This window comes from Micromonospora sp. WMMC273 (genome assembly GCF_027460285.1).
Lineage (GTDB): Bacteria > Actinomycetota > Actinomycetes > Mycobacteriales > Micromonosporaceae > Micromonospora > Micromonospora aurantiaca.
On the sequence record NZ_JAPZBE010000001.1, the window covers coordinates 1,025,875 to 1,050,337 of the forward strand.

Below are 24,463 nucleotides of genomic sequence, written 5' to 3' on the forward strand. Positions count from 1 at the left end.
GTCAGTCCTTCGTTCCGGCCGGAACGGCCTCGGCCGTCTCCCGTCCGGCGGGCACCGGCTCGGCGTTGGAGCGGCGCAGCGGCACCTCCCGGATGAGGACCACAGCGATCAGGGCGAGCAGTCCGAACGGGGCGGCGGCCAGGAAGATGTCACCGGCGGCGTGGCCGTACGCGGACTCGACCACGGCGCGGATCGGGCCGGGGAGCGTGTGCACGTCCGGCAGGCCGCCGCCACCCGACCCGGAGGCCGGGACGCCGAGGCGGCTCAGGCCGTCGGCCAGGTAGCCGGCGACCCGGTGCCCGAGGATCGCGCCGAGCGCGCTGACGCCGATCGCGCCGCCGAGGCTGCGGAAGAACGCCACCACCGAGCTGGCCGCGCCGAGTTCGTCCGGGCGGACCGTGTTCTGCACGGCCAGCACCAGGTTCTGCATGCTCATGCCGACGCCGAGGCCGATCAGCGCCATGAACACGGCGAGGCGCCAGTACGGGGTGTCCGCGCGCATGGTGCCCATCAGCGCGAAGCCGGCGGTGAGCAGCACCGAGCCGATGACCAGCCAGCTCTTCCAGCGACCGGTGGCGGTGATGATCCGGCCGACCACCGTCGAGGAGACCAGCAGGCCGCCGATCATGGGCAGCGTCATCAGGCCGGACATGGTCGGGCTGGCGCCACGGCTGATCTGGAAGTACTGGCCGAGGAAGACCGAGGCGCCGAACATGCCGACGCCGACCGCGATGCTGGCGATCACGGCGAGCGTGATGGTGCGGTTGCGGAACAGGTGCGGCGGGATCATCGGCTCCGCGGCACGCTTCTCGACCCGGGCGGCGAGCACGCCGAGCACCGCCGCGCCGGCCACCATCACGCCGCTGGTCCAGGAGATCCAGTCGTACCTGTCGCCGGCCAGGGTGATCCAGACCAGCAGCAGCGAGACGGCGGCGGTGATGAGCGTGGCACCCCACCAGTCGATCTTCACCTCGCGCCTGACCACCGGCAGGCGCAGCGTCCGCTGGAGCACGACCAGGGCGAGCACGGCGAACGGCACGCCGACGTAGAAGCACCAGCGCCAGCCGAGCCAGGAGGTGTCCACGATGACGCCGCCGATCAGCGGGCCGCCGATGGTGCCGACGGCCATCACCGCGCCGAGGTAGCCGCTGTACCTGCCGCGCTCGCGCGGCGCGATCATCGTCGCCATGATCACCTGGGCCAGGGCGGTGAGGCCGCCCGCGCCGACGCCCTGCACCACGCGGCAGGCGATCAGCTCACCCGTGGTCTGCGCCTGCCCGGCGAGCACCGAGCCCAGCACGAAGACCACCAGGGAGAGCTGGACCAGCAGCTTCTTGCTGAACAGGTCGGAGAGCTTGCCCCAGATGGGCGTGGTCGCGGTGGTCGCCAGCAGCGTCGAGGTGACCACCCAGGTGTACGCGGACTGGCCGCCGCGCAGGTCGGTGATGATTCGCGGCAGCGCGTTGGAGACCACGGTGGAGGAGAGGATCGCGACGAACATGCCCAGCAGCAGGCCGGAGAGCGCCTCCAGGATCTGCCGATGGGACATGTCGACGGCGGTCGCCCGCGCGGGCGCAGTCGCCTGGGTCATCGTGGATTGCCTCCGGAGCGGGAAAAAGGTTGCCTTGGGCAACCGTATAAGTCGTTGCCTTGAGCAACAACTCCTGCCGGACCGGCTTTGTTCCCCCCGCCGGGGGCATCAGAACGACTCGTTGAAGCGGTGCATCAGCCGGGCCAGGTCCGCCACGTCCTCTTTCGGCCAGCTTTCGAGCGAACGCCTTATCTGTCCGAGTCGCGCCGCCCGGGCCGCGTCGAACCGCCGCGTGCCCTCCTCGGTCAGGCTCAGCTGGGCCGCCCGCCGGTCGGTCGGGTCCGGGTCGCGCCGGACCAGGCCCAGCGCCTCCAGCCCGCCGATCTGGCGGCTCAGCGTGCCCTTCCCGATGCCCAGCTTCGCGGCCAGGTCGGTGAGGCGGATCGATCCGGAGCGGCGCAGCCAGAGCAGCAGGCCGTACGCGTTCGGTTCCAGGTTCGGGTGGACCTCGCGGGCGATCTCCCAGGACAACGCCCGGCCGCGGCGCAGCAGCGCGGTCAACTCGTGCTCCACGGCGCGCAGCGTCTCGTCCACGCTCAGAGGGTACTCAGTCCCCGTCGCTGAGTTGCTGTTGCGCCACCGGTCGCAGCTCGCCCTCGCTGGTCGTGCCCTCTATCACCACGGCGGCCCTGCGACCCTGATGCGTGAGCGTGGCGACCGCGTTACCGAAGTAGGGCCCCGCCAGCTTCCGCCAGCGCACCGGCGGGCGGCGTACCCCGGCCGAGCGTGCCAGCGCCCGGGTCGCCCCGGCCGGGCCGGGATTCCAGCCCAGCGTCATCAGCGGGCGCATCGCGGCCGGCACCTGGTTGTGGATCGGCGAACAGGTGAGCTGGTACACGGGTGTGCGGACGTCACGGTCGGCGAACCGGGCCCGCGCCACGTACGAGTGGTGCACGTCACCGGAGAGCACGCTGATCGACGCCGGTCGCGCGTACGCCGGCCCGGCGCCCACCCGCGCCCCGGTGCGCGGCGCGGTACCGCTGCCCAGCCGCGCGAACAGCTCGCCCAGCGCCTCGAACGAGCGCCGGAACGCGGCCCAGTGCTCCAGGTCCAGGGCCCGGCGGATCTGCTCGGAGATCCGCGCCACCCACTGCCGGTCGGAGTCGGCCAGGCGCTCGTTCCACGCCTCGACGTGGTGGATGCCCGGCGGCAGCAGCCACGGCAGCGAGCTGCCCACCACCAGATGGTCGTAGGTGCCGTGCGCCTGGTCGAGGAACCACGACCACTCGCCCGGCGGCAGCATCGCCCGGCTGCCGGGCAGGAGCACCCGGCTGGACCGGTTGTCCAGCATGACCAGGCGGGTACGGCCCAGGTCCAGCGCGTAGCTCCACTGGTATTGCACGGCCCGCCAGCGCTCGGTGTCGTGCGCCAGGTCGGCCTCCTTGTCGACCCGCTCGCCGAACTCGTGCAGCACACCGGTGGCGTCCTCGGCGGCGATCACCTTCGCGTACACCGGGTCGGCGGCGATCTCGTCCGGGCTCAGGTTGCCCAGGTGCTGGTAGACCCAGTAGGAGGCGAGGCCGCTGCGGATCCGCTCGGCCCACCACGGCTGCTCGCGCATGTCCGCGCGCCACGACTGCGAGGTGTTCCAGTCGTCGATCACCTCGTGGTCGTCGAAGATCATCACGCTCGGCACGGTGGAGAACAGCCAGCGGATCTCCGGGTCGCGCCACGACTCCAGATAGAGCTTGGTGTACTCGTCGAAGCTCACCACCTGCGTCGCCGGGGCGTCCTTCGGCCGCCGCCGGCGGCGCTTGAGCAGCCGCCGCACCGTGGGCGAGGTCTCGTCCGCGTACACCTGGTCGCCGAGCAGCACCAGCAGGTCGGGCAGCACGGCCTCGTCGGGCGCCGCCATCACCCGCCGGGCGTACGCGTCCAGCGCATCAGGCGGCAGCTTCCGCGCGGTGGAGTGCTGGGTGGTCTCCCGGCACGAGCCGAACAGCAGCCGCACCGGCTGGTCCGCGTCGTCGAGTGCGCGGGTGCGGATCACGCTGGGCGGGAACGACGAGTCCGGCAGCGGCCACGCCACCTCGTCGTCGATCAGCACCTCGTAGGTCGTGGCGGCGTCCGGGGTGAGCCCGCTCACCACGACGATCGCGTAGTGGTGGTCGTACGCGGAGAAGGTGGGCGAGCTGCCGGTGGCGCCGTCCGCCGTGCGGACGGTGACCACGGCGGGCGAACTGGTCTCCACCCAGACGGTCGCCCGCGTGTCGACGACCCGGCGCAGCAGCGGGCCGATGAGCAGGCGGGAACCGGGCACGACGCACCTCCGACAAGATCGTTGCGGCTGATTCCTACCCGGCCGGCGGTTGCGGTACGCCTTCCGGTGTGAGCGTACCCGCAGGTTGTTCGCGTGCCGAGGCGGTGAGTGGGACGCCGTCGCCGGCATCTGACAGGATTTCGGGCATGACGGAATACCTCCTCGTCGCTCTCGCCCTGCTCGGCGTGCTGATCATCGGCGGCCTGAGCCTCGTGGTGCCCCGGCTGCGCCGGCGCCCGCAGCCGCCGCTGCCGCGTACGGAGGTCGACACCCGGACCGAGGAGGACCTGGCCGGCCCGCCGGTCGAGGCCCCGGAGGCGGAACTCACCACCGGCGTGGTGGTCGAGGCGCCGCCGGCCCCTCCGGTCGAGGTGCCGCAGGTCGAGGTGCCGGAGCCGACCGCCGGCCGCCTGGTCCGGCTGCGCTCGCGGCTGTCCCGCTCGCAGAACGTCTTCGGCAAGGGCCTGCTCGGCCTGCTCAGCCGCGACCGGCTGGACGAGGACACCTGGGAGGAGATCGAGGACAGCCTGATCACCGCCGACGTCGGCATCGACGCCACCCGGGAGATCGTCGACCGGCTGCGCGAGCGGACCCGGGTGCTCGGCACGCGGACCGGGGAGGAACTGCGCGCGCTGCTCGCCGCCGAGCTGGTCAACGCGCTCGACCCGGGCCTGGACCGCTCGCTGCGCACCGCGCCGAAGGAGGGCGTCCCGGCGGTGGTGCTCGTGGTCGGCGTCAACGGCGCCGGCAAGACCACCACCTGCGGCAAGATCGCCCGGGTGCTCGTCGCGGACGGCCGCAGCGTGCTGCTCGGCGCCGCCGACACGTTCCGGGCCGCCGCCGCCGACCAGCTGGAGACCTGGGGCGGCCGGGTGGGCGCCGAGACGGTCCGCGGGCCCGAGGCCGCCGACCCGGCGAGCGTCGCGTTCGACGCGGTCAAGCGCGGCATCGACACCGGCGTGGACACCGTGCTCATCGACACCGCCGGCCGACTGCAGAACAAGATCGGCCTGATGGACGAGCTGGGCAAGGTCAAGCGGGTGGTGGAGAAGCACGGCCCGATCGACGAGACGCTGCTGATCCTCGACGCCACCACCGGCCAGAACGGGCTGGAGCAGGCGCGGGTCTTCACCGAGGCGGTGAACGTCACCGGCGTGGTGCTGACCAAGCTCGACGGCACCGCCAAGGGCGGCATCGTGATCGCCGTGCAGCGCAAGCTCGGCATCCCGGTCAAGCTCGTCGGCCTCGGCGAGGGCAAGGACGACCTGGCCCCGTTCGACCCGGCACAGTTCGTCGACGCGTTGCTCGGCACCGAGCCGCTCGCCCGGGACGCGTAGCCTCTCCCGTGACGACTGACGATCGCGCCTACGCGGGGTGGCGCGACCCCAGCCACCCGTCGCCACGCCTCGGGAGACCGTACGTGACTTCGCAGGAGATCCCGCTGCACGGCGGGAACGTGAGCACCGTGGTCCGTGTGGGAGACACGGTCCGGCGCAACGCCGGCCCGTGGACGCCCTCCGTGCACGCGCTGCTGCGCCACCTGGAGTACGTCGGATTCACCGGCGCGCCCCGGGCGCTCGGCATGGACGAGCGCAACCGGGAGGTCCTGTCGTACCTGGAGGGGGAGTGCGGGGAGTACCCGCTGGCCCCGCACTGGGTCACCGACGAGGCCCTGGTCACGGTGGCCACCATGCTGCGGATGTTCCACGACGCGCAGTACGGCTTCACCCCGCCGCCCGGCGCGGTCTGGCGCTCGTTCGGGCCGCCCCCGCCGGACACCGAGGTCATCTGCCACCACGACGCCGCGCCGCACAACGTGATCTGGCGGCCGGACGGCACGCTCGGGCTGATCGACTTCGACCTCGCCTCGCCCGGCGCCCGGATCTACGACGTGGCGTACGCGGCCTGGACCTGGGTGCCGATCTTCTCCGACCGGGACTCGATCACGCTCGGCTGGAAGCACCCGGACCGGCCGCGCCGGCTGCGGCTGTTCGCCGACGCGTACGGGCTGATCCCGCGCGACCGGCACCGGCTCATCCGGACCATCCGCAAGCGCATCGTCGACCACGTCGAGGGCATCCGGCGGATGGCCGCCGCCGGTGAGCCGGCGTTCGTCCGGATCGTTCACAAGGGCCACCTGCGTCGCCCTATGCGTGACCTGCGGCTGCTCGACTACGAGCGGCACCAGCTGGAGTACGCGCTGCGCTGAGCAAGATCGGCGTTCTTCACACGCCGGAAACAACCCGTCACGCGTCGGAAATCGCGCGGTGTCGCTGAAGGAAACAGCCGGCGACAAAGCTTCCGCGCAACCGGCTGACGGGCGATGCTGCCAGGTCTCAGTCGGAGGGAGGAATACGACAACGAGAGGAGGCAGCGTGGAGATCGACACCGGGAACACTGCCTGGTTGCTTGTCTCGACTGCCCTCGTGCTGCTCATGACCCCCGGTCTCGCGCTGTTCTACGGCGGCCTGAACCGGTCCAAGGGCGTTCTGAACATGATGATGATGAGCTTCTCGTCCATCGGGCTCGTCAGCATCCTGTGGCTTTTCTACGGCTTCACCGTCGCCTTCGGCGAGGGCGGCAGGTTCTGGGGTGACCTGGGCCAGTACCTCGGTACCAAGACCTTCGTCGGCGAGAGCGACCTGTGGGGCGAGACCGGCATCCCGATCTACGTCTTCATCGCCTTCCAGATGATGTTCGCGATCATCACCGTGGCGCTGATCAGCGGTGCGCTGTCCGACCGGGTGAAGTTCGCCGGCTGGCTGCTGTTCGCGTTCGGCTGGGCCACCCTGGTCTACTTCCCGGTCGCCCACATGGTCTGGGGCGGCGGGCTGATCGGCGGCGACATCGGCGCGCTGGACTTCGCCGGTGGTACCGCCGTGCACATCAACGCCGGTGCGGCGGCGCTCGCGCTGGTGCTCGTGCTCGGCAAGCGGGTCGGCTGGCCGCGCGAGAGCATGAAGCCGCACAACGTCCCGATGGTCGCCCTCGGCGCCGCGCTGCTGTGGTTCGGCTGGTTCGGCTTCAACGCCGGTTCCGAGCTGACCGCCGACGGGGTCACCGCGCTGGCGTTCATCAACACCCAGGTCGCCACCGCCGCCGCGCTGCTCGGCTGGATCGTCGTGGAGTGGCTGCGCGACGGCAAGCCGACCCTGGTCGGCGCCTCGTCCGGCGCCATCGCCGGCCTGGTCGCGATCACCCCGGCCTGTGCGTTCATCACCCCGGCCGCAGCGGTGCTGCTGGGCGTGGTGGCCGGTGCGGTCTGCGCCCTCGCGGTCGGCCTGAAGTACCGGCTCGGCTACGACGACTCGCTCGACGTGGTCGGCGTGCACTTCGTCGGCGGCTGGATCGGCTGCCTCTGGATCGGCCTGTTCGGTACCGCCTCGGTCAGCTCGCTGGTGGAGACCGACGGTCTGCTCGTCGGCGGCGACGCCTCGCTGCTCGGCAAGCAGGCGATCAGCGCGCTGATCGTCAGCGTCTACTCCTTCGTGGTCGCCTTCGCCCTGGGCTTCGTGATCGACAAGACGATCGGCCTGCGGGTCTCCGCCGAGGCCGAGGTCGACGGCATCGACATCGCCGAGCACGCGGAGAGCGGCTACGACCTGTCGCCCACCACGGGCAGCAGCGGTGGTGCGTTCGCGATGGCCGGGATCGGCGCCGGCAAGTCGGCCGCGGAGCCCGCCGTCGAGACCGACGAGTCCGCGCCGGTCAGCGAGAAGGTCGCCGGTTAACGTTCCTGGGATGGAGGGGTTGGACATGAAGCTGGTGACCGCGGTCATCAAGCCGTACCAGCTGGACGCGGTGAAGGAGGCCCTGCACGCGCTCGGCGTGGCCGGGCTGACCGTCAGCGAGGTCCAGGGCTACGGCCGGCAGAAGGGGCACACCGAGGTCTACCGGGGTGCCGAGTACACGGTCGAGTTCCTGCCCAAGATCCGGGTCGAGGTGCTCACCGACGAGATGGACGTCGACAAGATCGTGGACGCGATCGTCGGCGCCGCCCGGACCGGCAAGATCGGCGACGGCAAGGTCTGGGTGACCGGCGTCGAGGAGGTCGTCCGGGTGCGTACCGGCGAGCGCGGGCTCGACGCCCTCTGATCGCCGGATCCGCCGACGTGACCTCGTTGACCACGGCCGCCGCCCCCACCGGGGACGGCGTGCCCGTGGTCAACGAGGTCGCCGGCGTTCCCGCCGGCATCGGCGCGGCCGCCCGGACCGCCCGGGCCGACGCGCTCGACGCCTGGCTGTGCCGGGCCTTCCCGGACCGGGACGGGGTCGCGCTCGTCGCGGTGGGCGGGCTGGGCCGTCGCCAGTGCGCCCCCTACGGCGACCTCGACCTGGTGCTGCTGCACGCCGGGGTACCCGGCATCGACGAGCTGGCCGCGTCGCTCTGGTATCCGATCTGGGACGCCGGGCTGCGGCTCGACCACTCGGTCCGCACCGTCGCCGAGGCGCTGTCGGTGGCCCAGGACGACGTCAAGGTCGCCCTCGGCCTGCTCGACGCCCGGCACGTGGCGGGCGATCCGGCGCTCACCGACCAGCTCTCCCGTACCGCCACCGACCACTGGCGGCGGACCGCGATCCGCCAGCTCCCCGGCCTGCGCGAGATCACCGCCGCGCGCTGGGAGGCGCACGGCGAACTGGCCTTCCTGCTCGAAGGTGACCTCAAGGAGGCGGCCGGCGGGCTGCGCGACGTGGGCATCCTGCGCGCCATCGCCACCGCCGGCGTCACCGACGCGCTCCGTCCCGCCGTGTACGCGGCGCACCGGCGGCTGCTGGACACCCGCGACGCGCTGCACCAGCAGGTGGGCCGCCGGGTCGACCGCCTGGTCGCCCAGGAACGCGACGGCGTGGCGCGGCTGCTCGGCGCCGAGGACGGCGACGCGCTGCTGCGGCTCGTGGCCGGCGACGCCCGCACCGTCAGTCACGCCCTCGACGACGCCTGGCGGGCCGCCGACCGGCTCCGCTCCGGCCGGCACCGCGCCGCGCCCGGCCGCCCGCTGCGCCGCCCGGTCGCCCGGGACGTGGTGGAGCAGGACGGCGAACTCGTGCTCGCCCGCACCGCCATCGGGGCCCGCCCCGACCCGAGCCTGTCGCTACGTGTGGCCGCCGCCGCTGCCACCACCCGGCTGCCGATCGCGCGCGCCACCTGCGAGTGGCTCGCCGCGTACTGCCCGCCGCTGCCCGCGCCCTGGCCACCGGCGGCCCGCGCCGCGCTGATCACCCTGCTCGGCGCCGGTCCCGGCCTGGTGCCCGCCTGGGAGACCTGCGACAGGTACGGGCTGATCGACCGCTGGCTACCCGAGTGGACCCGGATGCGCAGCCTGCCCCAGCACAACCCGGTGCACCGGTTCACGCTCGACCGGCACCTGGTGCAGACCGCGTACGAGGCGAGCCGGCACACCCGCGACGTGGAACGGCCCGATCTGCTGCTGCTCGGCGCGTTCCTGCACGACATCGGCAAGGGGCTGGACGGCGACCACTCGACCGTCGGCGCGCCGCTGGCCGAGGCGGTGGCCACCCGGATCGGGCTGCCGCCGGACGAGGCGGCGCTCATCGGCACGCTGGTCCGGCTGCACCTGCTGCTGCCCGACGTGGCCACCCGCCGTGACCTGTCCGACCCGAAGACCGTCGCCGGCGTCGCCGAGCGGGTCGGTGACACCGGCACGCTGGAACTCCTGCACGCCCTGGTCCGCGCCGACGCCGCCGCCACCGGCCCGGCCGCCTGGTCCGGCTGGAAGGGCCGGCTGATCGCCGAACTGGTGAGCCGGGTGCGCACCACGCTGGACACCGGTGTGGTGCCCGCCCCGCCGGCCCCGGACCCGGCGCTCGTGGCCGGGCCGCTGCCTGTCGTACACCTGGGGGAGGACCGGGTGTCGGTGGCCGCGGCCGACCGGCGCGGGCTGCTCGCGACGGTGGCCGGGTGCCTGGCGCTGCACCGCCTGGAGGTGATCTCCGCGGACGCCGCCACCGTCGACGGCCGCGCCCTGGTCGAGTGCCGGGTGCAGCCGCGCTACGGGCTGGCCCCGGAGCCGATCGCGCTCAGCGCCGACCTGCGCCGCGCGGTCGGCGGCGACGTGTCGGTCATCCAGCGGCTGCGCGGCCGGGCCCTCGCGGCGCGCAGCCAGGGCGCCGCGCCGCGGGTGGTGTGGCACCGGGAGGCGGCCACCGACGCGGTGCTGCTGGAGCTGCGGGCCGCCGACGCCGCAGGGCTGCTGTACCGGGTGACCTGCGCGCTGGACGAGGCGGGCGCCCAGGTGCGGGCGGCCCGGATCTCGACGCTGGGCGGCGACGTGGTGGACGCGTTCTACCTGGTCGGCGGCTGGCCCTCGGACGAGGAACGGGCCCGGATCGAGGCTGCGGTGCTGGCCGCCGTGTAGCGGAACGCGCCGCCGGGCCGGAGCGGGGGTGCGGGCGGCGGGCTACCCTAACGGTGGGCTGGACCACCGGCCCGGCAGCATGTACCCGCCGAAAACGACAAACGGGATGTTCGCGTGTTTGACACCTTGAGTGACCGCCTGTCCGGGATCTTCACCAAGCTCCGCGGCAAGGGCCGGCTCACCGACGCCGACATCGACGCCACCGCGCGCGAGATCCGGATGGCGTTGCTGGAGGCCGACGTCGCCCTGCCGGTGGTCAAGGGCTTCATCGCGAACGTCAAGGAGCGGGCGCGCGGCGCCGAGGTCTCCCAGGCGCTCAACCCGGCGCAGCAGATCGTCAAGATCGTCAACGAGGAGCTGATCAAGGTCCTCGGCGGCGAGGGGCGGCGGCTCCAGTTCGCCAAGCAACCGCCGACCGTGATCATGCTGGCCGGTCTCCAGGGTTCCGGTAAGACGACGCTCGCCGGCAAGCTGGCCCGCTGGCTCAAGAGCCAGGGCCACCAGCCGCTGCTCGTCGCCGCCGACCTCCAGCGTCCCAACGCCGTCGGTCAGCTCCAGGTGCTCGGTGGCCGGGCCGGGGTCGAGGTGTACGCCCCGGCGCCCGGCAACGGCGTCGGCGACCCGGTGCAGGTGGCCCGCGACTCGATCGAGCACGCCCGCCGTGCCGCCCGGGACATCGTCATCGTCGACACCGCCGGCCGGCTCGGTATCGACACCGAGATGATGCAGCAGGCCGCGAACATCCGCGACGCCGTCCAGCCGGACGAGGTCATCTTCGTCATCGACGCGATGGTCGGCCAGGACGCGGTGCGTACCGCCGAGGCGTTCCGCGACGGCGTCGGCATCACCGGCGTGGTGCTGTCCAAGCTCGACGGCGACGCCCGCGGTGGCGCCGCGCTCTCCGTCCGCGAGGTGACCGGCCAGCCGATCCTGTTCGCCTCCACCGGCGAGAAGCTGGAGGACTTCGACGTCTTCCACCCGGACCGGATGGCCAGCCGGATCCTCGGCATGGGCGACGTCCTCACTCTGATCGAGCAGGCCGAGGCGGCCTTCGACTCCGATCAGAAGGAGAAGATGACCGCCAAGCTGATGGGCGGGGAGACCTTCACGCTGGAGGACTTCCTCGATCAGCTCATCGCGGTCCGGCGGATGGGCCCGATCGCCAACGTGCTGGCCATGATGCCGGGCATGGGGCAGATGAAGGACCAGCTCGCCGAGCTGGACGACAAGCACTTCGACCGGGTCACCGCGATCATCAGGTCGATGACCCCGGCCGAGCGCACCAACCCGAAGATCATCAACGGCTCCCGCCGGGCCCGCATCGCGAACGGCTCCGGCGTCACCGTCATGGACGTCAACCAGCTGCTCAACCGCTTCGCCGACGCGCAGAAGATGATGAAGCAGATGGGCGGCATGATGGGCCTGCCCGGCGGCGGCCGGCGCAAGGCGACCAAGTCGCCGAAGAACAAGCGCAAGGGCACCAAGGGCGGCGGGCGGCCGCGTACCGGCGCCGGCATGCCGGGCGGCTTCCCGGGCGGGATGCCGCAGCTCCCGCCGGGCCTGGACCCGGGCGACCTGGCCGGTGGGCAGGGCCTGCCGCCGGGCTTCAAGCTCCCGAAGATCGACTTCAACAAGCTCGGCAAGGGCGGCGACAAGGGCCCGCGGTAGCGTGTCGGTGACGGTGGGCGACATTGCTGTCTCTTAAGGTGATGTCGCCCCCTGGAAGGAGATGTCAATGACCGCGGCCCCGATCCTGCCGGAGCGGCACGAGTGGACGGTCGACGACCTGGGCGAACTGCCCAAGGACCTTCCGTACGAACTGATCAACGGAAGGTTGATCGTGCCGTCGCCCACTCTGCTGCACCAGGACATGTGTGTCCGTCTCCTGCTCGCGTTGGAGGTCAACTGCCCGAAGGAGTACCAGGTCGGCATCGACCTGTCGATGCGGGTCGACCACCGGAACGAGCCCCGGCCGGACGTCGTCGCGGTCGTGCGGGGTAACGCCAACCGGAGCCCGCTGCCGGTCGAGGACGCGGTGCTCGCCGTCGAGGTCATCTCGCCGACCTCCACCTTCCGCGACATGTACGACAAGGCCAGGGTCTACGCGTACGCGGGCGTCCGCTCCTACTGGGTGCTCGACCCCATCAAGGAGAAGATCACGCTGACCGAGTACGCGCTCGGCGCCAACCTCGAGTACAAGCAGGTCGGTCAGACAGACGACGTGTTCGTCACCGCACGGCCGTGGAAGGTCTCGATCGATCTGCCGGCGCTGACCGCGCGCCGCAACGACCTGCTCGCCGGCGAGGAGGGCTGATCGGGTAGGACTGTGCACATGGCTCTGCACGTGCGCGGTGTGTTCCTTCCCGACGACGAGGTCCGGGACGTCTGGCTGGTCGGCGACCGGGTCACCTTCGAACCGGTGCCCGGCGCCGAGACGGTGGCCGACGGCGGCTTCGTGCTGCCCGGCCTGACCGACGCCCACTGTCACATCGGCATCGCCCGCGGCGGAAGCCCGATCACCTCGCTCGACCAGGCACGGGACCTGGCCCGGATCGACCGGGACGCGGGCGTGCTGGCGATCCGCGACGCCGGCTCGCCGTACCCGTACCCCGAACTGGAGGACGAGCCGGACCTGCCGCGACTGGCCCGCGCGGGCCGGCACGTCGCGCCGCCGAAGCGCTACCTGCGCGACATCGGCGTGGAGGTCGGCGCTGCCGAGGTCGCCGCGACGGTGGCCGCGCAGGCCGCGGCCGGCAACGGCTGGGTCAAGCTGGTCGGCGACTGGATCGACAGGGGCGTGGGCGACCTGGCGCCGGCCTGGGACGCCGACACGATGACCGCGGCGGTCGCCGCCGCCCACGCCGCCGGCGTACGCGCGGCGGTGCACACGTTCTCCGAGTCGGCGGTGGAGATCATGGTGCGGGCCGGGGTGGACTCGGTGGAGCACGGCACCGGGCTGAGCCTCGACCTGATCGACCTGATGGCCCGGCAGGGCACCGCGCTGGTCCCCACGATGATCAACATCCGGACGTTCGGCCACATCGCCGAGCAGGCCCGGCCCAAGTTCCCCGGGTACGCCGACCACATGCTCGCCCTGCGCGACCGCTTCCCCGAGGTGGTGCGCGCCGCGCACGAGGCGGGCGTGCCGATCTACGTCGGCACCGACGCGGGTGGGGGCATCGACCACGGCCTGGCGGCCGAGGAGATGCTGCTGCTGCACGAGCAGGCCGGGATGTCCGCGCCGGACGTGCTCGCCGCCGCCTCCTGGCGGGCCCGGGAGTGGCTCGGCTTCCCCGGGCTGGTCGAGGGCGGTCTCGCCGACCTGGTGGTCTACCCCGAGGACCCGCGCCGCGACCTGCGCGTGGTCCGCGCCCCCAGCCGGATCGTGCTGCGCGGCCGGGTCGTCCGCTGACCTGCGGTCGGTGGCGGTGGTGACCGGCCGCCGTCGGCGGCCCTAGCGGGCCGTCGCCGCCGTCAGGAACAGGCGTACCGCCAGGTCGGCCAGCCGGTCGGCGGTCTCGTCCACCGGGCCACCGGGCAGCACGATGTGGCTCACCACCAGGCGTACGACGCTGTCCGCCGCGAACGCCAGGGCCGCCGGATCGGCGTCGGGCAGACGCTCACCGGTCCACTCCAGCAGCGCCCGCGCGGCCTCGGCGAGCACCAGCTCGGACCGGGTGGTGAGGTAGGGCAGCAACTCCTCCGAGCCGCCCCGGGTGCTGGTCAGCACCGCCCTCACCAGCGGGTTCTCGGCGGCCGAGGCGAGCGTGCGGTGGATCGCCGCGTACGCGGCCGCGCGGACGTCGGAGTCGTGCTCGTCCAGCGCGGACCGGACCTGGCCGACGAACCGGTCCACCTCGTGCCGGGCCAGCGCCTCGCCCAGGCCCGCCTTGGTGCCGAACTCGTTGTAGACCGTCTGCCGGCTCACCCCCGCCGCGCTCGCGACCGCACCCATCCGGACCCCGGCCCAGCCGGTCGTGACGGTCAGCGAGCGGGCGGCGTCGACGATCGTGTCGCGCACCGGCGTGACGTTCCTGGGCTTAGACATGGTGATCGAAGTCTACGGGCGCTGTTCCGCGCCCGGCTGCGCCGACCCGTCACGGGACGCATAGGATGTGCGGTCATGGCACGCGTGCTCACTCCCCGTGCGGAGGACTTTCCCCGCTGGTACCAGGACCTGATCGCCAAGGCGAAGCTGGCCGACAACGGCCCGGTCCGGGGGACCATGGTGATCCGACCGGCCGGCTACGCCATCTGGGAGCGGATGCAGGCCGAGATGGACGCCCGGATCAAGGCGGCGGGTGCGGAGAACGCGTACTTCCCGCTGTTCATCCCGGAGAGCTACCTGAAGCGGGAGGCCGAGCACGTCGAGGGCTTCTCGCCGGAGCTGGCGGTGGTCACGCACGGTGGCGGCAAGCAGCTCGCCGAGCCGGTGGTGGTGCGGCCCACGAGCGAGACGGTCATCGGCGAGTTCATGGCCAAGTGGATCGACTCGTACCGCGACCTGCCGCTGCTGCTCAACCAGTGGGCGAACGTGGTCCGGTGGGAGCTGCGCCCGCGGATCTTCCTGCGTACCAGCGAGTTCCTCTGGCAGGAGGGGCACACCGCGCACGCCACCCGTTCCGACGCCCGCGCCTACGCGCGGCGGATCCTGCACGAGGCGTACGAGGATCTGATGGTCAACGTGCTCGGCATCCCGGTGGTGGTGGGCCTGAAGACCGCCCGGGAGCGCTTCGCCGGCGCCACCGCCACGTACACGTGCGAGGGCATGATGGGCGACGGCAAGGCGCTCCAGCTGGGCACCAGCCACGAGCTGGGCCAGAACTTCGCCAAGGCGTTCGACATCAGCTACTCGTCGGCCGAGGGCGGCCGGGAGCACGCGTGGACCACCTCCTGGGGCACCTCCACCCGGATGCTCGGCGGCCTGATCATGTGCCACGGCGACGACAACGGGCTGCGGGTGCCGCCGAAGCTGGCGCCGGTCCAGGCGTACGTGATGATCGTCAAGGACGGCGAGGGCGTGAGCCAGGCGGCGGCCAAGCTGTGCGACGCGCTGCGCGACGCCGGGGTGCGGGTGGCGCTCGACGACCGGACCGACACCGCGTTCGGCCGCCGCGCCGTCGACGCCGAGCTGCGCGGCTACCCGGTCCGCGTCGAGGTCGGCCCGCGTGACCTGGCCGCCGGCAACGCTGTGGTGGTCCGGCGTACGGACGGCTCGAAGGCCCCGACGCCGGTGGCCGACGTGGTCGGCGCGGTGGTGGCCGCGCTGGAGGCCGACCAGCGGGCACTGCACGACCAGGCGCTGGAGTTCCGCCGGTCCCGCACCGTCGAGGTGTCGACGCTGGCCGAGGCGATCGAGGCGTCCGCCACCGGCTGGGCGCGGGTGCCGTGGTCGGCGGTCGGCGTCGAGGGCGAGGCCGAGGCGAACGGCCAGGGCGTGACGGTCCGCTGCCTGGTGCGCGCCGACGGCTCGGTGCCGGACTCGGAGGACGAGCCCGACCTGGTGGCGATCCTCGCCCGCGCGTACTGAGATGCGGCCCGGCGATCCGGCCGGCCGGTTCGCGCCGGGGCGGCTGATCCTGCACCGGAACGTGCGGCACGGCCGGATCGGCTGGGTCCGGTCGGCCCGCGTGGTCTCCGACGACGAGCGTGGCCTGCTGCTCTGGGTGGCGCGGACAGCGCCCGTCGCGCACGAGGTGACGGAGGCCGGCCTGGGCATGCGGGCCGTGCCGTTCGCCGAGTGGGTGACGTCGTCCTACCGGCTCGCGCAGGGGCTGTGGAACGGCCCGCCGGTGCTGAAGTTCCTGCCCACCGGCGCGGCCCACTCGGTCTGGTGGTTCCGCGACGCCGCCGGCCGCTTCCAGAACTGGTACGTCAACCTGGAGGAGCCCGGCGTCCGCTGGGACGACGGCACGGTGGCCGGGGTCGACATGGTCGACCAGGACCTCGACGTCGTGGTCCACCCGGACCTGAGCTGGGAGTGGAAGGACGAGGACGAGTTCGCCGAGCGGCTGGCGTTCCCGGAGCACTACTGGGTGACAGACGAGAAGGCGGTACGCGCCGAGGGCGAGCGGGTGATCCGGATCGCCGAGGCGGGGGAGTCCCCGTTCGACGGCACCTGGTGCGACTTCACCCCGCCCGCCGAATGGGACGTACCGGACGAACTTCCGCCGGGCTGGGACCGCCCGCCGGTGCGCTGAACGAGTGTCCTCGGTCACGGTCCGGGCTGCCCCGGGCGTGGTGTCCGGGTCCGGTGTGAGAGTTCCGGTCCGGATCTGGCAGAATGGTTCGCTGGTATCCGGCACGCGTCCGGCGCCCTCTAACCCGGGCGCGTCGCCAGTTCACCGAGCAGTCTCCGGCCCAAACCCCACTGTGCCGGTCGGCGCTCACCCGCCACACCGCCCGTACGGGCCGGTGAGATCGCAACAGGAGCGAAACAACTGTGGCCGTAAAGATCCGGCTCCTGCGGATGGGCAAGATCCGCAACCCGCAGTACCGCATCGTCATCGCCGACTCGCGCACCAAGCGTGACGGTCGCGCGATCGAGTTCGTCGGTGTGTACCAGCCGAAGGAAGACCCTTCGGTGATCGAGGTCAAGTCGGAGCGGGTCCAGTACTGGCTCTCGGTCGGCGCCCAGCCGAGCGAGGCCGTGCAGCGCCTGCTGGAGCTGACCGGTGACTGGCAGAAGTTCAAGGGCCTGCCGGCCCCGCCGCCGCTGAAGGTCGCCCCCGAGCGGGCCGACCGCAAGGCGGCGTACGAGGCCGAGGCGAAGGCCGCCGCCGGCGTGGCGGACACCCCGGCGAAGCCGGCCAAGAAGGCCGCCGCCAAGGCGGAGGAGCCGAAGGCCGAGGCCCCCAAGGCCGAGGAGCAGACCGGTGCCGAGTCCGGCGAGCAGGCCTGACATGCCGCTGCGTCCCGCTCTGGAGCACCTGGTCAAGGGCATCGTCGACCACCCGGACGACGTCCGGGTGCGCATGGTCGACTCCCGTCGGGGCAAGCGCCTCGAAGTCCGCGTGCACCCCGAGGACCTCGGCACGGTGATCGGGCGGTCCGGCCGGACCGCCAAGGCGCTGCGCCAGGTGATCGGCTCCATCGGCGGGCGTGGGGTACGCGTCGACATCGTCGACTCGTACTGATGCTTCTCGTCGTCGGCCGGATCGGTAAGCCGCACGGCATCCGCGGTGAGGTCACCGTGGAGGTGCGTACCGACGAGCCCGAAGCACGGTTCGCCCCCGGCTCGGTGTTGACCACCGAGCCGGGGGCCACCCCGTCGGAGCCCGGTGCCTGGCGGGTGCCGCCGACACTCACCGTCGAGTCGGCCCGCTGGCACCAGGGCCGCCTGCTCGTCGCCTTCGAGGGCGTGCTGGAGCGCGACGTCGCCGAGGCGCTGCGCAACACGCTGCTCGGCGTGGACAGCGCCGACGTCGCCCCGCCGGAGGACCCGGAGGAGTTCCACGACCACCAGCTGGTCGGGCTCGCCGTGGTCACCCGCGACGGCGAGCACGTGGGCGAGGTGGCCCGCATCGACCACGCGCCCGCGTCCGACATGCTGGTGCTGCGGCGCCCCGAGGGGCGTACCGCGCTGGTCCCGTTCGTCAAGGCGATCGTGCCCGAGGTGGATCTGGCCGGCGGTCGCGTCGTCGTCGACCTGCCCGGTGGCCTGCTCGACCTCTAGCTCTCGACCTCCGGCTGGAGCCACCGCATGCGCGTCGACATCGTGTCGATCTTCCCCGAGTACTTCGCCCCGCTGGACCTGTCGCTCATCGGCAAGGCCCGCGCGAACGGCACGCTGCGGCTGGCCGTACACGATCTGCGGACCTGGACCCACGACGTGCACCGCACCGTCGACGACACGCCCTACGGCGGCGGTCCGGGCATGGTCATGCGGCCGGAGCCGTGGGGTGAGGCACTGGACGCGCTGGCGCCCGGCGAGCTGAGCCCGGACGGGCACACGCTGCCCCGGCTGCTCGTGCCGTCGCCCGCCGGCGTCCCGTTCACCCAGGCCCTGGCGCACGAGCTGGCCGCCGAGTCGCACCTGCTGTTCGCCTGCGGCCGCTACGAGGGCATCGACCAGCGGGTGCTGGACCACGCGGCGACCCGGATGCCGGTGACCGAGGTCTCGCTCGGCGACTACGTGCTGTTCGGCGGCGAGGTGGCCGTGCTGGTGATCCTGGAGGCGGTCACCCGGCTGCTGCCCGGTGTGCTCGGCAACGCCGGGTCGCTGGACGAGGAGTCGCACGCGCACGGGTTGCTGGAGGCCCCGCTCTACACGAAGCCGGCGAGCTGGCGCGGGCTGGACGTGCCCGAGGTGCTGCGCTCCGGCGACCACGCCCGGATCGACCGCTGGCGGCGGGACGAGTCGCTGCTGCGGACCGCGGCCCGGCGCCCCGACATGATCGGCGCGCTGGCCCCGGAGACGCTCGACGAGCGGGACCGGGCGACGCTGGACCGGGGCGGATTTTCCCCGCCACCGGGGCATGTGGCAAAGTAGAGGGGTTGCCGCATCCGTCCACGCCGTGGGCGGCTGCGAGGACCCCCGACCGGGGCCGGTCCCGCCGGTCACCACCCGGGGGTCAGAATCACCCATCCGCGCATCGAGTGACGATGCGCCGTGAGCCTCACGAGGACACAGCGATGAACATCCTGGACGCCCTTGACGCCCAGTCGAAGCGTACCGACCTGCCCGACTTCCGTGCCGGTGACACCGTCAAGGTGCACGCGCGGGTCGTCGAGGGCAACCGCTCCCGGGTCCAGATCTTCCAGGGCGTCGTCATCCGCCGCCAGGGCGACGGCCTGCGCGAGACCTTCTCGGTCCGCAAGGTCAGCTTCGGTGTCGGCGTGGAGCGGACCTACCCGCTCAACGGCCCGGGCATCGACCGGATCGAGGTCGTGACCCGCGGTGACGTGCGTCGCGCCAAGCTCTACTACCTGCGTGAGCTGCGCGGCAAGAAGGCCAAGATCAAGGAGCTGCGGGAGAAGCAGCCGGCTAACTGATCCGCGTTCGCCACGCCGCCCGGGCTGCGCGGATGTCGTATCGACCAGACCGCATTACCCTGGTCGGTACGGGCGCAGCCGGACGGTGCGAAACGGTCCACTACCGCCCGTGGGGTCTCCGAGGAGACTCCCGGGCGGTAGTGTCGTTTCCGCGGACCGGAGAGTGGCATGGTGCAGATGGTTGACGAGGACGGCGCCGTCGATCCCTGGCGCCGGCGGGCCCGCCGCGGCCGCCGCCAGATGCCGCTCTGGCAGGAGCTGCCGCTGCTGCTGATCGTGGCGTTCTGCCTCGCGGTGCTGATCCGGACGTTCCTGCTCCAGGCGTTCTTCATCCCCTCCGGCTCGATGGAGGACACGCTGCTCGTCGGTGACCGGGTGCTCGTCAACAAGGTCGTCTACGACGTCCGGGACCCGATCCGTGGCGAGGTGGTGGTGTTCCGGGGCACCGACCGCTGGGTCGCCCAGGAGGCGCCCGCGCCGCCGACGAACTTCGCCGGCCGGGTCGGCCGCACACTCGGCGACCTGGTGGGCGTCAGCCGCCCCGGCGAGAAGGACTTCATCAAGCGCGTCATCGGCGTACCGGGCGACAAGGTCTGGTGCTGCGACGACGGCCGGGTGGTGGTCAACGGGGTGCCGCTGGACGAGACGGCGTACGTCTCCGAGGACTCCCCGGTCGAGCTGCCACCCAATCCGAAGGAGTGCCGGTCCCGGCAGTTCACCGAGGTGGTGGTGCCACCGGGGCAGATCTTCGTGATGGGTGACCACCGGCTGGTCTCGCAGGACGCCCGATGTCAGGGACCGGTGCCGATCGAGAACGTGGTCGGCCGCGCCTTCATGATCGTCTGGCCCTCGCAGCGTTGGACGAGTCTGCCCGTACCGGAGACCTTCTCGAGCGTGCCGCGCGCGGACGCCGCGGCGGCGCCGGGGCCGGTGCCGGTGGATCCCGACCCGGTCGGCGGCGTCGTCCTGATCCTCCCGGTCGCGGCGACGCTCACCGTTCTGGCGGGTTCGGGGCGACCGCGGCATACCCGGCGACGTAGGCTCCACCCGTGATCGACGAGCAGACCGAGAAGCCCCGCAGCTCCTTCTGGAAGGAGCTGCCCATCCTCCTGGGCGTGGCGATCCTGGTCGCGGTGCTGGTGCGTGCCTTCGTGCTGCAGACCTTCTTCATCCCGTCGCCGTCCATGGAGAACACCCTCAAGATCGACGATCGGGTGCTTGTCAACAAGCTGGTCTACGACTTCCGTTCGCCGCACCGGGGTGAGGTCATCGTCTTCAAGGCGCCCATCGAGTGGAGCGGCAACCCCGACGGCGAGGACTTCATCAAGCGGGTGATCGGCGTCGGCGGCGATCACGTGGTCTGCTGCGACCGCACCGGCGGCCAGGAGCGGCTGGTCATCAACGGCAAGCCGATCGACGAGCCGTTCATCTTCCCCGGCAACAAGCCCGCCGACCAGGACTTCGACATCACCGTGCCGAAGGGGCGCCTGTGGGTCATGGGTGACCACCGGGAGGCGTCCGGCGACTCGCTGGAGCACTGGCAGCAGTCGGGCGAGGACATCAACGTCGCCACCATCCCCGAGGGCGAGGTCGTCGGCCGGGCCTTCACCATCTTCTGGCCGGTCAGCCGCGCGACCTGGCTCAGCGTTCCGAAGCAGTTCGACGGGATCCCCAATCCCTGAGCAGGCTCGCGCCACGCTCCGGCCCGCCGGCCCTGCGCGGCCGGCGGGAGGGCGTGGTCGTTCGTCGCAGGCGTCTGGCAGGCTGGTGCGGTGACCGTCTACACCCCTCGTCGCGCGGCCCGGGTGCTGCTGGTCGACGCGTCCGACCGGGTGCTGCTCTTCCAGGGCAGTGATCCGGCCCGGCCGGGTCACCGGTACTGGTTCACCCCCGGCGGCGGGCTGGACCCGGGGGAGTCCCCGGCCGACGGCGCCGCCCGGGAACTGGCCGAGGAGACCGGCCTGCGGCTGGCCCCGGCCGAGCTGGGCGCGCCGGTCTGGTCGGACACCGTCGAGTTCCCGTTCGACGGCGTCTGGTACCGCCAGGAGCAGCAGTTCTACCTGGTCCGGGTGACGGGCTGGGAGGTCGACACCGCCGGGTTCACCGACGTCGAGCGGGCGAGCGTGCACGGGCACCGCTGGTGGCCGGTCGCCGAGCTGGCCACCAGCACCGAGCGCTACTACCCACCGGACCTGCCCGGCTGGCTCGGCGCCGTGCTGTCGGGAGGCGGCGCATGCTGACTCCGCCGCGCACCGTGGTACGCCGCGACGGCGGCCTCTACGCGCTGGAGCGGGCCCTGCAACGGCGCGGCTTCCGGCACGTGGCGGGCGCCGACGAGGCCGGTCGAGGCGCCTGTGCCGGGCCGCTGGTGGCCGCCGCCGCGATCCTGCCCGAGGGCCGGCGCGGCGAGATCGACGAGCTGGCCGACTCGAAGCTGCTCACCCCCGCCGCCCGCGAGCGCGTCTACGACGAGGTGGTGGCACGGGCCCTGGCGTACGCCGTGGTGGTCATCCCGGCCGAGGAGGTCGACGCCCGCGGGCTGCACGTGTGCAACCTCGCCGCGATGCGCCGGGCGCTCGCCTCGCTCACCACCCGCCCGGAGTACGTGCTGACCGACGGCTTCGGCGTCGACGGGCTGGACGTGCCGGGCCTGGCGGTCTGGAAGGGTGACCGGGTGGCCGCGTGCGTGGCGGCGGCCAGCGTGCTGGCGAAGGTCACCCGGGACCGGATGATGGTGGAACTGGACGGGCGGTTCCCCGGCTACGGCTTCGCCGAGCACAAGGGCTACATCACCGCCGAGCACAGCGCCGCCCTGCGCGCGCTCGGGCCCTGCCGGGAACACCGCTTCTCGTACGTGAACGTGGCCGCCGTCTCCGGACGGGACGGCCGGCCTCCCCGCGCCCGCCGCCCGGCGGGCACCGACGCACCGTCGCCCGAGCCCGTAGCAGGGCTGCCGGGTCTCGGGCCCGGCGCGTTCGCCGGCCGCCCGGACGAGCCGATGGGGCGCTGCGGCGCGTCAGGGGGTACCGTCGGCGTGGCGTTGGGCGAGCAGCCGCGACCTCCGGCGTCGGTGGGGGAAGATGTGGTCATGGAAGGCGGAGTGCGATGAGCGCGGAAGATCTCGAGAAGTACGAGACCGAGATGGAGCTGCAGCTCTACCGGGAGTACCGGGACATCGTCCGCCAGTTCTCCTACGTGGTGGAGACCGAGCGCCGTTTCTACCTGGCCAACCAGGTCGACCTGCACGTGCGCAACTCCGACGGCGAGGTCTACTTCGAGGTCGAGATGCACGACGCCTGGGTGTGGGACATGTACCGCCCTGCCCGTTTCGTCAAGAATGTGCGAGTGATGACGTTCAAGGACGTCAATGTGGAAGAGCTCGAAAAGCCCGACATCTCGCTTCCCGCAGATTCCGGATTCGGGAGCTGACCGCAGGCGGCTGAACGCCGGAGATCACTCCGCCGGCACGACCACCTCGACCCGCTGTACCAGGTTGTTCGCGAACCCGCCCCGGTTCCACGGCTGCTCGACCGGCTGGGTACGCCCCGACGCGTCGGTCGCCCGGGCGCCGAGCACGTACCGCCCCGGCGTCGCCGTCCAGCTCACCGACCAGCGGCGCCACGCCCACTCGCCTCCGGCCGGCTCGTCCAGGACCGCCGGCGTCCACGTCCCACCGCCGTCGGTCGTCACCTCGACTGAGATCACCGGCGCGTGGCCGGACCAGGCCCGGCCGTCCAGAGTGCACGGCCCGGGCCGCAGCACCCGGGTGCGGGACATGAAATCCGGGAACCCGGGCGGACGCACCAGCGCACGCGGCTCGATCCGGGTCACCGGCACACCCGGGTCGTCGGCGTCGCGCCGCAGCCGGTAGGCCACCGCGTTCTGGTAGCCGTCGAACGGCTCGGTCGTCACGGTGATGTCGCGCAGCCACTTCACGTGCGCCATGCCGTACCAGCCGGGCACGATCAGGCGCAGCGGCGCGCCGTGCTGCGGCAGCAGGGGAGCGCCGTTCATCTCGTACGCCAGCAGCACCTCCTCACGCAGCGCGTCTGCGACCGGCAGCGCCCGCTGGTAGTCCTGCTCGACGCCGCGCTCCACCCCGTGGTCCGCGCCGGTGAACACCGCGTCCACCGCGTCGCCGGACAGGCCGGCCTCGCGCAGCAGCGGCGCCAGCGGCGTACCGGTCCACTCGGCGTTGCCCACCGCCTCCACCAGCCAGGGCTGGCTCACCGGGCGGGGATGCAGCAGCGCCCGGCCGTTGCCGGCGCACTCCAGCGTCACGCGGTGGGTCACCCGGGGCCGGTCGCGCAGCGCCGCCAGGTCCAGCCGCAGTGGACGCTCGACCGCGCCGGACACGTTCAGCGCGTACGCCGCCGGGTCGACGTCCGGGATGTCGTAGTGGATGAGCAGGTAGTGCAGGCCCGCCGGGGTCACGTCGTACCGCAGCGCCTCCAGCGGGATGCCGTGGTTGCGCGCGGCGAGCTGAAGCTCCTCGGCGCTGATCGCCTCGTCCGGCCCGGCCACCCGGGAGGGCCGGCTCACGTCGTCCACAGTGGTCATTCCTGCTCCGTCCGCTCCAGCACGTCGTAGCCCACGAACGTGAACATCCGCACCCCGGGCGTCAGCGGGCGGGGCGTGCCGGTGAAGCGGTGCGCGCCGACGCCCACACCGTCGGCCGGGCTGCCCACCGCGACCGGCTCGAAGCCCTCCTCGGCGAACCACTCGCAGATGACCGGCACCAGGTCCGGCTCGCGCCGGTGCCGCGTCCACAGCACCGTGCCGCCGGTGGCGCAGAGCGAGGCGCAGTGCCGCACCGTCGCCCGGATGTCGTCGTCGCTGATGTTGCCGAAGATGCCGCAGACCAGCACCAGATCCGCCGGGGCCAGATCGGCGTACCGGTCGGTCAGCGAGGCGTCCCCGGTCACCACCTCGACGCCGGTGAGCCCGGCGTCGGCGGCGGCACGGCGGGCCGGATCGGTGTTGCGCGGATCCAGCTCGACCAGGCGGGCGGTCACGTCGGCGCCCCGCGGATGGGCGGCCAGCACCGGGATCAGGTCACGGCCCTGACCCGCGCAGAGACTCAGCGCGCGCAGCGGACCGGCCGGCGCGGCGTCGAGGGCGTCGGAGACACGCTGCCGCACCTCGGCGAGCCGCCGGGCCAGTGCGGACTCGGGCTGGTCGTAGTCGCTGTGCCAGGCGTACCAGTCCTTCGTCACCCGGCCAGCATAGGCGTCCGGGCCG

The 24,463-nt window shown here is 72.5% G+C and carries 26 protein-coding genes; 20 read left to right on the forward strand and 6 right to left on the reverse strand.

What is annotated here, in order from left to right:
* Nucleotide 1 precedes the first annotated feature (1 nt).
* The 3 genes from O7611_RS04990 to O7611_RS05000 form a co-directional block, all read right to left on the reverse strand.
* Entirely contained in the window at nt 2–1,591 is a 1,590-nt protein-coding gene (locus tag O7611_RS04990) for an MDR family MFS transporter (protein WP_269696286.1), read from the reverse strand.
* Nucleotides 1,592–1,699: 108 nt separating this feature from the next.
* On the reverse strand, nt 1,700–2,125 hold the full coding sequence (locus O7611_RS04995; protein WP_013284573.1) for a MarR family winged helix-turn-helix transcriptional regulator: 426 nt from the start codon (nt 2,123–2,125) through the stop codon (nt 1,700–1,702).
* A 13-nt stretch (nt 2,126–2,138) separates the two neighbouring features.
* Nucleotides 2,139–3,851, reverse strand: coding sequence for an alkaline phosphatase D family protein (locus tag O7611_RS05000; RefSeq protein ID WP_194799705.1), 1,713 nt, complete (start codon nt 3,849–3,851; stop codon nt 2,139–2,141).
* Between the two features lie 146 nt (nt 3,852–3,997).
* Between O7611_RS05000 and ftsY the strand changes: the two genes are divergently transcribed.
* From ftsY to O7611_RS05040, 8 genes are all read left to right on the forward strand, one after another.
* Nucleotides 3,998–5,188, forward strand: a complete 1,191-nt coding sequence (gene ftsY, locus O7611_RS05005) for a signal recognition particle-docking protein FtsY (protein ID WP_013284575.1) — start codon at nt 3,998–4,000, stop codon at nt 5,186–5,188.
* A gap of 8 nt (nt 5,189–5,196) precedes the next feature.
* Complete coding sequence (locus O7611_RS05010; protein ID WP_174361701.1) at nt 5,197–6,060, forward strand: phosphotransferase; 864 nt, start codon at nt 5,197–5,199, stop codon at nt 6,058–6,060.
* 166 nt (nt 6,061–6,226) lie between these two features.
* Complete coding sequence (locus O7611_RS05015) at nt 6,227–7,582, forward strand: ammonium transporter (RefSeq protein WP_194799706.1); 1,356 nt, start codon at nt 6,227–6,229, stop codon at nt 7,580–7,582.
* A 25-nt stretch (nt 7,583–7,607) separates the two neighbouring features.
* Nucleotides 7,608–7,946 (forward strand): P-II family nitrogen regulator, encoded by a 339-nt coding sequence (locus tag O7611_RS05020; RefSeq protein ID WP_013284578.1) that lies wholly within the window; start codon nt 7,608–7,610, stop codon nt 7,944–7,946.
* A 17-nt stretch (nt 7,947–7,963) separates the two neighbouring features.
* Nucleotides 7,964–10,228, forward strand: a complete 2,265-nt coding sequence (locus O7611_RS05025) for a [protein-PII] uridylyltransferase (protein WP_194799707.1) — start codon at nt 7,964–7,966, stop codon at nt 10,226–10,228.
* Between the two features lie 114 nt (nt 10,229–10,342).
* Nucleotides 10,343–11,896, forward strand: coding sequence for a signal recognition particle protein (gene ffh / locus O7611_RS05030; RefSeq protein ID WP_269696287.1), 1,554 nt, complete (start codon nt 10,343–10,345; stop codon nt 11,894–11,896).
* Between the two features lie 67 nt (nt 11,897–11,963).
* Nucleotides 11,964–12,542: a Uma2 family endonuclease gene (locus O7611_RS05035; RefSeq protein ID WP_194799709.1), complete on the forward strand. Its 579-nt coding sequence runs from the start codon at nt 11,964–11,966 to the stop codon at nt 12,540–12,542.
* A gap of 18 nt (nt 12,543–12,560) precedes the next feature.
* Nucleotides 12,561–13,640, forward strand: a complete 1,080-nt coding sequence (locus O7611_RS05040) for an amidohydrolase family protein (protein WP_194799710.1) — start codon at nt 12,561–12,563, stop codon at nt 13,638–13,640.
* 42 nt (nt 13,641–13,682) lie between these two features.
* On the opposite strand, the gene O7611_RS05045 is transcribed toward O7611_RS05040, so the two are convergent.
* Complete coding sequence (locus tag O7611_RS05045) at nt 13,683–14,276, reverse strand: TetR/AcrR family transcriptional regulator (RefSeq protein ID WP_194799711.1); 594 nt, start codon at nt 14,274–14,276, stop codon at nt 13,683–13,685.
* Nucleotides 14,277–14,351: 75 nt separating this feature from the next.
* On the opposite strand from O7611_RS05045, the gene proS reads away from it, so the two are divergent.
* From proS to O7611_RS05105, 12 genes are all read left to right on the forward strand, one after another.
* A complete protein-coding gene (gene proS, locus O7611_RS05050; RefSeq protein ID WP_194799712.1) occupies nt 14,352–15,758 on the forward strand; it encodes a proline--tRNA ligase in 1,407 nt (468 codons plus the stop codon).
* A gap of 1 nt (nt 15,759) precedes the next feature.
* Nucleotides 15,760–16,428, forward strand: coding sequence for a DUF402 domain-containing protein (locus O7611_RS05055; protein WP_269696288.1), 669 nt, complete (start codon nt 15,760–15,762; stop codon nt 16,426–16,428).
* Nucleotides 16,429–16,670: 242 nt separating this feature from the next.
* On the forward strand, nt 16,671–17,129 hold the full coding sequence (gene rpsP, locus O7611_RS05060) for a 30S ribosomal protein S16 (protein ID WP_018786330.1): 459 nt from the start codon (nt 16,671–16,673) through the stop codon (nt 17,127–17,129).
* Complete coding sequence (locus O7611_RS05065; RefSeq protein WP_026268109.1) at nt 17,104–17,364, forward strand: RNA-binding protein; 261 nt, start codon at nt 17,104–17,106, stop codon at nt 17,362–17,364. The genes rpsP and O7611_RS05065 overlap by 26 nt, the downstream gene beginning before the upstream one ends.
* Nucleotides 17,364–17,903: a ribosome maturation factor RimM gene (gene rimM / locus O7611_RS05070; RefSeq protein ID WP_194799713.1), complete on the forward strand. Its 540-nt coding sequence runs from the start codon at nt 17,364–17,366 to the stop codon at nt 17,901–17,903. The genes O7611_RS05065 and rimM overlap by 1 nt, the downstream gene beginning before the upstream one ends.
* A gap of 27 nt (nt 17,904–17,930) precedes the next feature.
* Complete coding sequence (gene trmD, locus O7611_RS05075) at nt 17,931–18,719, forward strand: tRNA (guanosine(37)-N1)-methyltransferase TrmD (RefSeq protein ID WP_194799714.1); 789 nt, start codon at nt 17,931–17,933, stop codon at nt 18,717–18,719.
* Between the two features lie 143 nt (nt 18,720–18,862).
* Nucleotides 18,863–19,222 carry a 50S ribosomal protein L19 gene (gene rplS / locus O7611_RS05080; RefSeq protein WP_013284591.1) on the forward strand — a complete coding sequence of 120 codons (360 nt, stop codon included), beginning with the start codon at nt 18,863–18,865 and terminating at the stop codon, nt 19,220–19,222.
* A gap of 168 nt (nt 19,223–19,390) precedes the next feature.
* The gene (gene lepB, locus O7611_RS05085) at nt 19,391–20,275 is read left to right on the forward strand and encodes a signal peptidase I (RefSeq protein WP_194799715.1); all 885 of its coding nucleotides are present in this window, start codon (nt 19,391–19,393) and stop codon (nt 20,273–20,275) included.
* The gene (lepB, locus tag O7611_RS05090) at nt 20,272–20,904 is read left to right on the forward strand and encodes a signal peptidase I (RefSeq protein WP_269696289.1); all 633 of its coding nucleotides are present in this window, start codon (nt 20,272–20,274) and stop codon (nt 20,902–20,904) included. Before lepB (O7611_RS05085) ends, lepB (O7611_RS05090) begins: the two co-directional genes overlap by 4 nt.
* Nucleotides 20,905–20,994: 90 nt before the next feature.
* Nucleotides 20,995–21,462 carry an NUDIX hydrolase gene (locus tag O7611_RS05095; RefSeq protein ID WP_269696290.1) on the forward strand — a complete coding sequence of 156 codons (468 nt, stop codon included), beginning with the start codon at nt 20,995–20,997 and terminating at the stop codon, nt 21,460–21,462.
* Entirely contained in the window at nt 21,456–22,331 is an 876-nt protein-coding gene (locus O7611_RS05100) for a ribonuclease HII (protein ID WP_194799718.1), read from the forward strand. The genes O7611_RS05095 and O7611_RS05100 overlap by 7 nt, the downstream gene beginning before the upstream one ends.
* Nucleotides 22,328–22,651, forward strand: coding sequence for a DUF2469 domain-containing protein (locus O7611_RS05105; protein ID WP_011905215.1), 324 nt, complete (start codon nt 22,328–22,330; stop codon nt 22,649–22,651). Before O7611_RS05100 ends, O7611_RS05105 begins: the two co-directional genes overlap by 4 nt.
* Nucleotides 22,652–22,675: 24 nt before the next feature.
* Here O7611_RS05105 and O7611_RS05110 read toward each other — a convergent pair whose 3' ends face one another.
* Together O7611_RS05110 and O7611_RS05115 are read right to left on the reverse strand one after the other, a co-directional pair.
* Nucleotides 22,676–23,782 (reverse strand): sulfite oxidase, encoded by a 1,107-nt coding sequence (locus O7611_RS05110; RefSeq protein WP_269696291.1) that lies wholly within the window; start codon nt 23,780–23,782, stop codon nt 22,676–22,678.
* A complete protein-coding gene (locus O7611_RS05115) occupies nt 23,779–24,438 on the reverse strand; it encodes a methyltransferase domain-containing protein (RefSeq protein ID WP_269696292.1) in 660 nt (219 codons plus the stop codon). Before O7611_RS05115 ends, O7611_RS05110 begins: the two co-directional genes overlap by 4 nt.
* Nucleotides 24,439–24,463 lie beyond the last annotated feature (25 nt).